We start from the raw sequence: 11,792 nt of genomic DNA on the forward strand, positions 1-11,792 counted from the left end.
TGGCCGCCGCGGCCGGAGGTCTTGGTGACCTTCGCCGTGGCATTGCGCAGGCTGGCGCCGACTTCCTCGACGTCCAGCTCGTAGACCGTGCGCTTGACGCCCTCACGGTCCTCGTAGGACCGCTGCTTCAGCCGGCCCTGCACGATGACGCGCATGCCTCGCTGGAGCGACTCGGCGACGTTCTCCGCCGCCTGACGCCAGACCGAGCAGGTCAGGAACAGGCTCTCGCCGTCCTTCCACTCATTGGTCTGACGGTCGAAGGTGCGAGGGGTGGACGCGACGCGGAACTTCGCGACCGCCGCACCGGACGGGGTGAAGCGCAGCTCGGGGTCGTCGACAAGATTGCCGACGACCGTGATGACGGTCTCGCCTGCCATGGGGGAACCTCTCGGCGGGTTTGCTGCTGGCTGCTTGCTGCTACTCGAATCCCGAGATCAGCTGAGCGGGAGAGCTCAGTGGGTCTCGGGGCGGAGGACCTTGGTCCGGAGGACCGACTCGTTCAGGTTCATCTGGCGGTCGAGCTCCTTGACGACCGCAGGCTCGGCCTGCAGGTCGATGACCGAGTAGATGCCCTCGGGCTTCTTCTTGATCTCGTACGCGAGACGACGACGGCCCCAGGTGTCGACCTTCTCCACCTTGCCGTTGCCCTCACGGACGACGGAGAGGAAGTTCTCGATCAGGGGGGCGACAGCGCGCTCCTCCAGATCGGGGTCGAGGATGACCATCACCTCGTAGTGACGCATGTGGAACCCACCTCCTTTGGACTCAGCGGCCACGGTCGTTCCGTGGCAGGAGGGTTGTGATGCGTACGCAACGGTATCGGCCACCACTGACAATCGGGGTCCCCTCTCGGGAACCCCTCGTCTTGGTGTGGGCAGACACCGGTGCAGACAGTACAGAGTACCTGCACACCCGCTTCCGGTTGAAATCCGGCCGTGAGAGCCGACAATCTGGATACATCGGGTGTGTATGGCGCTACGATGCGCCGTCTTCCGCAGGAGGTGCCACATGGCACAGGCAATGCGACCCAACACCGCCGGAGGCCTCTTCGCCACGGACGGAAAGCCCCACCCCATCCAGGACACGCTGCTCGCGGTGACCCTGGTCATGGGCATCACGGCCTTCGTCACGGCGATGTTCGACGACCTGCATCTGGTCAGCTCCTGGACCGGCCTGGTGGGCATCCTCACCGGCGCCTACGGCCAGTGGATCTCGGAGACCACGCGGGAGCGCTTCGGTCTGATCCTGGGTCTGGGTGCCTCGGCGTTCGGCTTCTTCCTGGGGATGGCGCACGGCGGTCTCTTCGGCGGGGTCGTCGGCTGACACCAGGGGAGACCGTCCGCGGCTCCCTGTGACACCTTCCGACAGCGCCCCGGCGGCCCACAGGCCGGGGCGCCGGTACCGTACGCCCGATCGGGCCGCTTGCGGGGCGCAGTAGGCTTCCGGGCTAGAGCCGGAGCCCCTGATCCCGTGGGGACACACCAGCCCGAGGAGCGCCCCGAATGAGCCTGACCCTGAGGACGATCAGTCGCGAGCAGCATCTGGCGTACATCCAGAGCCTGCCGGCGGCGAGCCACATGCAGGTCCCGGCCTGGGCCGATGTCAAGGCGGAGTGGCGCTCCGAGAACCTCGGGTGGTTCGACGACCGTACCGGCGAGATGGTCGGCGCGGGCCTGGTCCTCTACCGGCAGCTCCCCAAGATCAAGCGCTACCTCGCCTATCTGCCCGAGGGCCCGGTCATCAACTGGTTCGCGCCAAATCTGACGGACTGGCTGGAACCGATGCTCGCGCACCTGAAGCAGCAGGGCGCCTTCTCCGTGAAGATGGGCCCGCCGGTGATCATCCGGCGCTGGGAGGCCGGCTCCATCAAGGCGGGCATCCAGAACCCCGATGTGAAGCGGCTGCGCGACATCGAGGCCGACTTCATCGAGCCTCGCGCCTTCGAGGTCGCCGACAAGCTCCGTCGTATGGGCTGGCAGCAGGGTGAGGACGGCGGCGCCGGCTTCGGCGACGTCCAGCCCCGCTATGTCTTCCAGGTGCCGCTCGCCAACCGCTCGCTGGAAGAGGTCCACAAGAACTTCAACCAGCTGTGGCGCCGCAACATCAAGAAGGCCGAGAAGGCCGGGGTCGAGGTCGTCCAGGGCGGCTACCACGACTTGGAGGAGTGGCAGCGGCTGTACGAGATCACGGCCGTGCGCGACCACTTCCGGCCCCGCCCGCTGGCCTACTTCCAGCGCATGTGGACGGCCCTCAACACCGAGGACCCCAACCGCATGCGGCTGTACTTCGCCCGGCACAACGGGGTGAACCTGTCGGCGGCGACGATGCTGATCGTCGGCGGACACGTCTGGTACTCCTACGGCGCCTCCGACAACATCGGCCGCGAGGTCCGGCCCTCGAACGCGATGCAGTGGCGGATGCTGCGCGACGCCTACGCGCTCGGCGCGACCGTCTACGACCTGCGCGGCATCTCCGACTCGCTGGACGAGTCCGACCACCTCTTCGGTCTGATCCAGTTCAAGGTGGGCACCGGCGGCCAGGCCGCCGAGTACCTCGGCGAGTGGGACTTCCCGCTGAACAAGCTGCTCCACAAGGCGCTCGACATCTACATGTCGCGCCGCTGAGCCCCGGGCATTTGCTTCGATAGCTTCCATACCTCTGATACACCGCAGCCACCAGAAAGGTTCCAGGTCCGGCCATGGCGCTCACGCTCTACGTCGACACCGCGCGCTGGCGGGCGCACCACAAGCACGTGCAGGAGCAGTTCCCGGGCCTGGTCCCGGTCTGCAAGGGCAACGGCTACGGCTTCGGGCACGAGCGGCTGGCGGAGGAGGCCACCCGCCTCGGCTCGGACATCCTCGCCGTGGGCACCACGTACGAGGCCGCGCGCATCAAGGACTGGTTCAGCGGCGACCTGCTGGTACTGACGCCGTACCGGCGCGGTGAGGAGCCGGTGCCGCTGCCCGACCGGGTCATCCGCTCGGTGTCCTCGGTCGACGGCGTGTACGGCCTCGTGGGTGCCCGGGTGGTCATCGAGGTGATGTCCTCGATGAAGCGGCACGGCGTGAGCGAGCAGGACCTGCCGCAGCTGCACGCCGCCATAGAGAACGTCCGCCTGGAGGGCTTCGCCATCCACCTGCCGCTGGACCGCACCGACGGCTCGGACGCCGTCGAGGAGGTCATCGGCTGGATGGACCGGCTGCGCGCGGCCCGGCTGCCGCTGCACACCATGTTCGTCAGCCACCTCAAGGCCGAGGAACTCGCCCGTCTGCAGCAGCAGTTCCCACAGACCCGGTTCCGCGCCCGGATCGGCACCCGGCTGTGGCTGGGCGACCACGAGGCCACCGAGTACCGCGGCGCCGTCCTGGACGTCACGCGCGTCGCCAAGGGCGACCGGTTCGGCTACCGGCAGCAGAAGGCGGCCTCGGACGGCTTCCTGGTCGTCGTTGCGGGCGGAACGTCGCACGGTGTGGGTCTGGAGGCCCCGAAGGCCCTGCACGGCGTCATGCCGCGCGCCAAGGGCGTCGCCCGCGCCGGTCTCGCCACCGTCAACCGGAACCTTTCTCCGTTCGTCTGGGGCGGCAAGCAGCGCTGGTTCGCGGAGCCGCCGCACATGCAGGTCTCGATCCTGTTCGTCCCGTCCGACGCGCCGGAACCGAAGGTCGGGGACGAGCTGGTGGCCCATCTGCGCCACACCACCACGCAGTTCGACCGTCTCGTCGACCGCTGAGCCGACTGCGCCCGGGCAACACAGTCGACCACTGGGCCGACTGCGCCCGGGCAACACAGTCGACCACTGACCCGACTGCCCCTGGGCAACACAAAGGCCGTGCACGGGTTTTCCCGCGCACGGCCTTTCCGTTTGCGTGGCTCCGGGGAGCCGTTCGCTCAGAGCGAACGCCCGTCCGCTCCCGGGGCACCCCACTCCACCTGCGGGCTCTCGAAGGGGACCGCGTCCCTGGGCGGATACGCCCCGGCGCCGAGCACGAAGACGTCCGGCGCCTGGTCGAGCACACCGCCCGAGGGATCGTCGTCGCCCGCCTTGCGCACCGGGTCGCGCTCGGGCAGGAGGATGTCGCGGACGACCATGGCGCACAGGTAGAGCGTGCCGAGCAGATGCACACCGATCGCCCAGTGGTAGCCGTCGGTCGGCAGCCCCTTGTGGGCGTCCCCGCTGGTCGTGTACGCGAGGTACATCCAGATACCGAGGAAGTACATCACCTCGCACGCCTGCCAGATCAGGAAGTCGCGCCACTTGGGCCGGGCCAGCGCCGCCAGCGGGATCAGCCAGAGCACGTACTGCGGCGAGTAGACCTTGTTGGTGAGGATGAACGCCGCGACGAGCAGGAACGCGAGCTGGGCGAAGCGCGGCCGGCGCGGAGCGGTCAGCGTGAGCGCGGCGACACCGACGCAGCACAGCAGCATCAGCAGCGTGCCCAGGGTGTTGACCGTGTCGGTGCTGAGCGGGTCACTGGAGTTCTGCGCCATGATCAGCCAGAAGGAACCGAAGTCCACGCCCCGTTCCTTGCTGAACCGGTAGAACTTCGACCAGCCGTCGAAGGCGGGCACCATCACCGGGCCGTTCACGACCACCCAGGCGGCCGCCGTACCGCCCAGGGCCCTGCCGAAGTCCCGCCACTTGCCCGCCCGCCAGCACAGCACGAGCAGGGCGCCCAGCAGCACGACGGGGTAGAGCTTGGCGGCCGTGGCGAGCCCCAGGAGGACACCGAAGGCCAGGGGGCGGCCCCGGGACCACATCAGCATCGCGGCGGCCGTCAGAGCGACCGCCAGCAGGTCCCAGTTGATGGTGGCGGTCAGGGCGAACGCCGGTGCCAGCGCGACCAGCAGTCCGTCCCAGGGGCGCCGGGCGTGCGTGCGGGTCACACAGACGGCGATGACGGCCGCGCAGACCATCAGCATCCCCGCGTTCACGAACCAGTACCACTGTCCCTGACTCTGGGCGCTGCCGCCGTCCGGGGTGAGCCAGGAGGCGACCTCCATGAAGACACCGGTGAGCACCGGGTACTCCAGGTACTCCATGTCGCCGGGGAGCCGGTCGAAGTACGGCACGAGATCGTCGGCGAAGCCGCGCCCCTGATACAGGTGCGGGATGTCGGAGTAGCAGGCGTGCGTGTACTGCGAGCCGGCACCGTAGAACCAGCCCCCGTTGTAGCAGGGGGCCTTCTGGACCAGGCCGAGCGCGAACATGCCGATCGCCACGAGCACGATGATCCGTACCGGCGTCCACCACGACGTTCCCACCAGGGCAAACCGTCCGAGCGGACCGCCGATCAGCTCACTGCCGCTGCGTGCCACCTCGTCGTCCTTGGTCGGACGCACGGGGTCCGGCTCGTGCACGCTCGATTGCGTCGTCTCTGCACTGGGCATGGGGCACATCCTGCCGTACAAGTCTGGGAACACGCCGAGGGCCGCCGCACCCGGCAGGTGCGGCGGCCCGTGTTTCACGTGAAACGCCCCGGCTAGTCGGAGAAGTCGCCTCCTCCGCCTCCGAAGAACCCTCCGTTGCCGTTTCCGTTGCCGTTGCCGCCGCTGTCATCGCCATCGGTGGCTGTGGCCGTCGGCGAGGAGGTCACGCCTCCGTCCGTACCACCGTTGTCGTTGCCGCCGACGGTCTCGTCGTCGTCGCAGCCGAAGAATCCGCACTCCGGCTGGGACTGCGTGGGCTTCGGGTTGCCGGGCGTCCTGCTGGGCGTGGGAGTCGGCGTCGGGGTCGGCTCCTCGGTCTCGGTCTCCGTGGGAGTCGGCGTCGGGGACGGCTCCTCGTTGATGACCTCGCCGATGGGCTCGGGCTCCGGGAAGGCCTTCGCCGGCTGTCCCTTGAGCGCCTTCTCCATGTAGTCGTGCCAGATCTCGGCCGGGAACGAGGCGCCGTGGATCGACTCCTGGTCACCCGTGCCGTACATCTCAAGGAACTTGCGGTTCTTGACCTTCTCGTCGTCCGGGTACCGGAACATGCTGATCGCGGTCGACAGCTGCGGGGTGTACCCGACGAACCAGGCCGACTTGTTGCCGTCGGTCGTACCGGTCTTGCCGGCCACCTCACGTCCGGTCAGCTGGGCGTTGGTACCCGTACCCTTCTCGACCACGGTCTTCAGCACGTCCGTGACGTTGTCGGCCACCTGCGCGGTGAACGCCTGCTCCGTCTCCACCTCGTGGGTGTAGACCGTGCCGTCCTTGCTCTTGACCTCCTTGACGGAGTACGGCTCACGCTGCTTGCCGCTCGCGGCGAAGGTGGCGTAGGAGCCCGCCATCCGGATCGCGCTGGGCTCGGAGATACCGATCGAGAAGGACGGGAAGGTGGTGCCGGTCAGGCTGCTCTCCAGCAGGCCCGCGTCGACGGCAGCCTCCTTCACCTTGTCCAGGCCGACATCCATGCCGAGCTGCACGAAGGCGGAGTTCGCCGAGAACTGCATCGCGGTGCGCAGGTCGACCATGTACTTCGGCGGGTCTCCGAGCGACTGGTTGCCGTCGTTGGCCTGGAGCCACTCCTTGCCCTTGTCGTCCTGCCAGACGGTCTTGTCGTAGTTCAAGATCTTGAGGTTGTGCTTGCCGCTGTACAGGCTCTTCGGCGACACCTTGGTCCGCTCGTCCTGTGCCTGCGTCGGCTCGCTGTCGGGATCCCGGACGCCCCACTTCATGGCGGCCGCGAGCACGAACGGCTTGAACGTCGAACCGACCTGGGCGCCGGTGACATCGGCGTTGTTGGTGAAGTGCTTGGTCGCGTCCGAGCCACCGTAGATCGCCTTGATGGCACCCGTCGCCGGGTCCACCGAAGCCCCGCCGAACTGGACGTGGGTGTCCGTGTCCGGGCGCTTCTTGGGATCGATGTTCGCCTTCTCGACCTTCTTCACGGCGGCTTCGAGCGCCTTGACCTTCTTCTTGTCGAAGGTCGTGTAGATCGAGTAGCCGCCCTGCTGGAGATCCTCGGCGGAGATGTTCGTGTTGTTGATGACGTACGCCTTGGCGAGGTCGACGAGGTAACCGACCTGACCGCCCAGGGCGGTGTTGGAGCGGGGGTTCTGGGTCTTGGGCAGGTCCCGGTACTTGTTCCGCTTCTCTGCGCTGAGGTGGCCGTACTCCACCATCTTGTCCAGCGTGTCCTGCATCTGGATCTTGGCCCGCCGGGTGTTGGCCTCGGGGGTCGCCGTCTCGTCGATGGACCTCGCGCCCGCCGGGTCGTAGTAGGTGGCGCCCTTGAGCATCGCGGCGAGGAAGGCGCACTGCCCGGTGTCGAGGTCGATCGCGTCCTTGTTGAAGTAGGCCCGCGAGGCGGCCTGGATGCCGTAGGCACCGCGGCCGTAGTAGGCGGAGTTCAGGTACCCCGCCATGATCTGGTCCTTGGAGAACTTGGCGCCCACCTTGACCGAGACGAAGATCTCCTGGAACTTGCGGGTGAGGGTCTGCGACTGGTCCTCCAGCATCGCGTTCTTGACGAACTGCTGGGTGATGGTCGAACCGCCCTGGGTCTGGCCGCCGCGCGCCATGTTGAACACGGCGCGCGCGATGCCCTTGGGGTCGATGCCGCTGTCCTCGTAGAACGTCTTGTTCTCCTGGGAGATCACCGCGTTGCGCATGTCCTCCGGGATCTGGTCCAGGTTCACGATCTGGCGGTTGATCTCGCCACCCGTGGCGACCATCACGGAGCCGTCGGACCAGTAGAAGACGTTGTTCTGCGCCTCCGCGGTGTCCGCGACGTTCGGGACGCCGACCATCGCGTAGGCGATGCCCGCGATGGCCACCAGGCTGCCCATGAAGCTGAGGAAGAGGCCGGACACCAGCTTCCACGACGGCACCCAGCGCGACGGGCCCTCCCGTCCCGCGCGCGGATAGTCAATGAACCGCTTCTTGGCGGACACGGCGGCCCGTCCGCGGCCCCGGCCGGGACCGCTCGGGCCACGGCCCCGGCCCGGCTCGGGCGCTCTGCGGCGGCCGCCTCCGTTCCGCTGGGTGGCGCGCCGGGCTTCGGCGCGCCCTCCCTGGCCGTACGACTCCGACGCGTGGGAGCCGGTCCCGTACGAGTCGGACAGGGACCCGCGCGGAGCCGCTCTGCGGCCGGAGGACGCGCCGGACTGGCCGCGTCGGGCAGCGGCACGTCCGCCTCCCTGCGGCTGCGGCGGTTTGCGACGGTGCTCGCTCATCGAACGACTACTCCTCGGGCAGGCGCATCCGTGTGACGCGCCTGGAAACGGCGGCAGGTTTCCGGTCCCCCCGAAGTACGGATGCGGACCGTTCCGCATTCACCCGTACTGCACCGGGGACGACGACGCCCCCACACGTCACTTGGTTCCCGGTGGATTGCATGGCGCACAGACTACGCACCGTCAAAACCCGCCGAGTCCTGAAGTTCACCCCAAATCAGGCAACTCGCATCCCGTGAATCAGTGATGTGATCCCGTTCACGATCCTCCCTCTTGTCGCACACGGAAGGCCGTTCTATCGTCGTGATGTATCGAGTCGATACATCAGCGCGAGATAAGGCGAGGAGGCGAGGGGATGAGCCGACGTTCCGGGATCCTTGAGTTCGCCGTCCTCGGTCTGCTCCGCGAGTCTCCAATGCACGGCTACGAGCTGCGCAAACGACTCAATACATCACTGGGTGTGTTCCGGGCGTTCAGCTACGGCACGCTCTATCCCTGCCTCAAGACGCTGGTCGCCAACGGCTGGTTGATCGAAGAGCCGGGGAACGCACCTGAGGACGCCCTCGCAGCGTCCCTCGCCGGCCGCCGTGCCAAGATCGTCTACCGGTTGACGGCGGAAGGTAAGGAGCACTTCGAGGAGCTGCTCTCGCAGACCGGTCCCGACGTGTATGAGGACGAGCACTTCGCCGCCCGGTTCGCCTTCTTCGGGCAGACCTCGCGCGATGTCCGCATGCGCGTGCTGGAGGGCCGCCGCAGCCGCTTGGAGGAGCGGCTGGAGAAGATGCGCGCCTCACTGGCACGCACCAGGGAGCGCCTCGACGACTACACACTTGAGCTCCAGCGCCACGGGATGGAGTCCGTGGAGCGCGAAGTGCGCTGGCTGAACGAGCTCATCGAGAGTGAGCGGGCCGGGAGGGACCTCAAGGGGTCCACCCCCGGGGGGGCCGCTCAGCAGGACACCACAACTGGAGCGACGGGCGGCCTGCCCCGTCCCGGGGACGAACCCGGAACGGATACGCCCGACGACACCGCCACGTGAGAGCCCACCTGGGCCTCACTCGTACACACAGGGAGCAACCGGAATGGGTTCGGTTCGCGTAGCCATCGTTGGCGTGGGCAACTGCGCCGCGTCGCTGGTGCAGGGCGTCGAGTACTACAAGGACGCCGACCCGGCGTCCAAGGTCCCGGGCCTGATGCACGTGCAGTTCGGCGAGTACCACGTCCGTGACGTGGAGTTCGTCGCCGCGTTCGACGTGGACGCGAAGAAGGTCGGACTCGACCTCGCGGACGCCATCGGCGCCTCCGAGAACAACACCATCAAGATCTGCGACGTGCCCTCCACGGGCGTCACCGTCCAGCGCGGCCACACCCTCGACGGTCTCGGCAAGTACTACCGCGAGACCATCGAGGAGTCCGCCGAGGCCCCGGTCGACGTGGTCCAGGTCCTGAAGGACAAGCAGGTCGACGTGCTCGTCTGCTACCTGCCCGTGGGTTCCGAGGACGCGGCGAAGTACTACGCCCAGTGCGCCATCGACGCCAAGGTCGCCTTCGTTAACGCCCTTCCGGTCTTCATCGCCGGCACCAAGGAGTGGGCGGACAAGTTCACCGAGGCGGGCGTGCCGATCGTCGGTGACGACATCAAGTCGCAGGTCGGCGCCACCATCACGCACCGCGTCATGGCGAAGCTGTTCGAGGACCGGGGCGTCATCCTGGACCGCACGATGCAGCTGAACGTCGGCGGCAACATGGACTTCAAGAACATGCTTGAGCGTGAGCGCCTGGAGTCCAAGAAGATCTCCAAGACGCAGGCCGTCACCTCGCAGATCCCCGACCGTGAGCTCGGCGAGAAGAACGTCCACATCGGCCCGTCCGACTACGTGGCCTGGCTCGACGACCGCAAGTGGGCCTACGTCCGCCTTGAGGGCCGCGCGTTCGGTGACGTCCCGCTGAACCTGGAGTACAAGCTGGAGGTCTGGGACTCCCCGAACTCCGCCGGCGTCATCATCGACGCCCTGCGCGCCGCGAAGATCGCCAAGGACCGCGGCATCGGTGGTCCGATCCTCTCCGCGTCCAGCTACTTCATGAAGTCCCCGCCGGTCCAGTACTTCGACGACGAGGCCCGCGAGAACGTCGAGAAGTTCATCAAGGGTGAGGTCGAGCGCTGACGCGCCTCGGCTAGTTCTGCTCCTGCCAGAGCCGAGAAGGGTCCCCGGGTCATACGGCCCGGGGACCTTCCCGTATGTGAGGCTGGGCCCCATGTCCGTCGCCCGCGACCTGCGCGTGCTGCTGCGCTTCGTCAACTTCAGGCGTCTGCTCGTACTTCGGCTCCTCTCCCAGGGCGCCGACGGTGTCTACCAGGTCGCGCTCGCCACGTACGTCGTCTTCTCCCCCGAGAAACAGACCTCGGCCGCCGCGATCGCCTCCGCGATGGCGGTCCTGCTCCTGCCGTACTCCCTCGTCGGCCCGTTCGCCGGAGTCCTGCTGGACCGCTGGGAGCGCCGTCAGGTCTTCCTGTACGGCAGTCTGCTGCGCGCCCTGCTCGCCTGCGCGACGGCCGTACTGATCCTCAGCCCCACCCCTGACTGGCTGTTCTACGTCTCCGCCCTGTGCGTCACCGCCGTCAACCGTTTCGTCCTCGCCGGACTGTCCGCCGCCCTGCCGCGCGTGGTCGATGCCGAACGGCTGGTCGTCGCGAACTCCCTGGCCCCGACCGCGGGAACGCTCGCCGCGACCGCAGGCGGCGGACTCGCCTTCGTCGTACGCCTGGTCATCGCCGACTCCGATGCCGCCGTGGTGGTCGTGGGCGCCGCCCTGTATGGGGGTGCGGCCCTGGCGTCGCTGCGCATCGCGAAGGAACTGCTGGGGCCGGACCGCGCGTTGGTGAATCCCCGGCTGGCCACCGCGCTCACCGGCACCGTGCGCGATCTGGTGGCAGGCGTACGGCACCTTGCCGCGCCGCCGCGCAGAGATGCCGCGATGGCGCTCACGGCGATGTCGCTCATGCGCTTCTGCTACGGCGCCATGCTGGTCATGCTGCTGATGCTGTGCCGGTACGCCCTGACGTCGACCACCGACGAGGGACTCGCTCTGCTGGGGCTGGCGCTGGCCGTCTCCGGTGCCGGCTTCTTCTCGGCTGCCGTCATGACCCCATGGGCGGCAGGGCGGTTGGGGCCGGGTGGCTGGATCACGGTCTGCGCGGGAGCGGCGGCGATCCTGACCCCCGCACTCGGTCTGCCCTTCGCCACCGCTCCCTTGCTCGCGGGAGCGTTCGTCCTGGGCCTGACCACCCAGGGCGCCAAGATCTCCACGGACACCATCGTGCAGGCCTCGGTCGACGATGACTTCCGTGGCCGGATCTTCTCGGTGTACGACGTGCTGTTCAACGTGGCGTTCGTCGGCGCCGCCGCAGTGGCCGCTCTGATGCTGCCGCCTGACGGCCGGTCGGTTCCCCTGGTCGTAACAACCGCCGTGATCTACGCAGCAGTAGCTACGACTATGGGGCGTTTTGCCCGCCAGTAAGTGTCACATCAATGCCACAGAGCCCTACGGGCCTACAGAGTTGTCAGTGGAGGCCGATAGTTTACGCGGGTCTTATCCGCGCAGCATTTGCGTCACGCACCTATGTTCTAGACG

General features: G+C 67.7%; 10 protein-coding genes. 6 read left to right on the top strand and 4 right to left on the bottom strand.

Translation table 11 applies throughout. From position 1 onward, the window contains the following. Positions 1-377, bottom strand: a 377-nt coding sequence (locus GA0115233_RS38055) for a single-stranded DNA-binding protein (protein WP_141689632.1), incomplete at its 3' end; no start/stop codon positions are given. Positions 378-452: 75 nt separating this feature from the next. Then, positions 453-743, bottom strand: coding sequence for a 30S ribosomal protein S6 (gene rpsF, locus GA0115233_RS38060; RefSeq protein ID WP_003956532.1), 291 nt, complete (start codon positions 741-743; stop codon positions 453-455). 265 nt (positions 744-1,008) lie between these two features. Between rpsF and GA0115233_RS38065 the strand changes: the two genes are divergently transcribed. From GA0115233_RS38065 to GA0115233_RS38075, 3 genes are all read left to right on the top strand, one after another. Further along, the gene (locus tag GA0115233_RS38065) at positions 1,009-1,323 is read left to right on the top strand and encodes a hypothetical protein (protein WP_093725089.1); all 315 of its coding nucleotides are present in this window, start codon (positions 1,009-1,011) and stop codon (positions 1,321-1,323) included. 179 nt (positions 1,324-1,502) lie between these two features. Then, complete coding sequence (gene femX, locus GA0115233_RS38070; RefSeq protein WP_093725090.1) at positions 1,503-2,624, top strand: peptidoglycan bridge formation glycyltransferase FemX; 1,122 nt, start codon at positions 1,503-1,505, stop codon at positions 2,622-2,624. Positions 2,625-2,698: 74 nt separating this feature from the next. Next, positions 2,699-3,730, top strand: a complete 1,032-nt coding sequence (locus GA0115233_RS38075; protein WP_093725092.1) for an alanine racemase — start codon at positions 2,699-2,701, stop codon at positions 3,728-3,730. A gap of 158 nt (positions 3,731-3,888) precedes the next feature. Here the strand turns inward: GA0115233_RS38075 and GA0115233_RS38080 are convergent, their stop codons facing one another. Both GA0115233_RS38080 and GA0115233_RS38085 read right to left on the bottom strand, forming a co-directional pair. Continuing rightward, positions 3,889-5,388 (bottom strand): glycosyltransferase family 87 protein, encoded by a 1,500-nt coding sequence (locus GA0115233_RS38080; protein ID WP_176712090.1) that lies wholly within the window; start codon positions 5,386-5,388, stop codon positions 3,889-3,891. Positions 5,389-5,480: 92 nt separating this feature from the next. Continuing rightward, positions 5,481-8,159, bottom strand: a complete 2,679-nt coding sequence (locus GA0115233_RS38085; protein ID WP_093725094.1) for a transglycosylase domain-containing protein — start codon at positions 8,157-8,159, stop codon at positions 5,481-5,483. Positions 8,160-8,514: 355 nt separating this feature from the next. On the opposite strand from GA0115233_RS38085, the gene GA0115233_RS38090 reads away from it, so the two are divergent. The 3 genes from GA0115233_RS38090 (at position 8,515) to GA0115233_RS38100 (ending at position 11,678) form a co-directional block, all read left to right on the top strand. After that, positions 8,515-9,198 carry a PadR family transcriptional regulator gene (locus tag GA0115233_RS38090; protein ID WP_093725096.1) on the top strand — a complete coding sequence of 228 codons (684 nt, stop codon included), beginning with the start codon at positions 8,515-8,517 and terminating at the stop codon, positions 9,196-9,198. Positions 9,199-9,241: 43 nt separating this feature from the next. Next, positions 9,242-10,324 (top strand): inositol-3-phosphate synthase, encoded by a 1,083-nt coding sequence (locus GA0115233_RS38095; RefSeq protein ID WP_093725098.1) that lies wholly within the window; start codon positions 9,242-9,244, stop codon positions 10,322-10,324. A gap of 91 nt (positions 10,325-10,415) precedes the next feature. Further along, a complete protein-coding gene (locus tag GA0115233_RS38100) occupies positions 10,416-11,678 on the top strand; it encodes an MFS transporter (RefSeq protein WP_093725100.1) in 1,263 nt (420 codons plus the stop codon). The last annotated feature ends 114 nt before the right edge of the window (positions 11,679-11,792 follow it).

Origin of the sequence: Streptomyces sp. DI166, assembly GCF_900091315.1 — a bacterium.
Lineage (GTDB): Bacteria > Actinomycetota > Actinomycetes > Streptomycetales > Streptomycetaceae > Streptomyces > Streptomyces fuscus.

What these genes read in the sequence shown, in the direction of transcription:
- rpsF (WP_003956532.1), bottom strand. Translation starts at nt 743, where the DNA reads ATGCGTCACTACGAGGTGATGGTCATCCTCGACCCCGATCTGGAGGAG.
- GA0115233_RS38065 (WP_093725089.1), top strand. Translation starts at nt 1,009, where the DNA reads ATGGCACAGGCAATGCGACCCAACACCGCCGGAGGCCTCTTCGCCACG.
- femX (WP_093725090.1), top strand. Translation starts at nt 1,503, where the DNA reads ATGAGCCTGACCCTGAGGACGATCAGTCGCGAGCAGCATCTGGCGTAC.
- GA0115233_RS38075 (WP_093725092.1), top strand. Translation starts at nt 2,699, where the DNA reads ATGGCGCTCACGCTCTACGTCGACACCGCGCGCTGGCGGGCGCACCAC.
- GA0115233_RS38080 (WP_176712090.1), bottom strand. Translation starts at nt 5,388, where the DNA reads ATGCCCAGTGCAGAGACGACGCAATCGAGCGTGCACGAGCCGGACCCC.
- GA0115233_RS38085 (WP_093725094.1), bottom strand. Translation starts at nt 8,159, where the DNA reads ATGAGCGAGCACCGTCGCAAACCGCCGCAGCCGCAGGGAGGCGGACGT.
- GA0115233_RS38090 (WP_093725096.1), top strand. Translation starts at nt 8,515, where the DNA reads ATGAGCCGACGTTCCGGGATCCTTGAGTTCGCCGTCCTCGGTCTGCTC.
- GA0115233_RS38095 (WP_093725098.1), top strand. Translation starts at nt 9,242, where the DNA reads ATGGGTTCGGTTCGCGTAGCCATCGTTGGCGTGGGCAACTGCGCCGCG.
- GA0115233_RS38100 (WP_093725100.1), top strand. Translation starts at nt 10,416, where the DNA reads ATGTCCGTCGCCCGCGACCTGCGCGTGCTGCTGCGCTTCGTCAACTTC.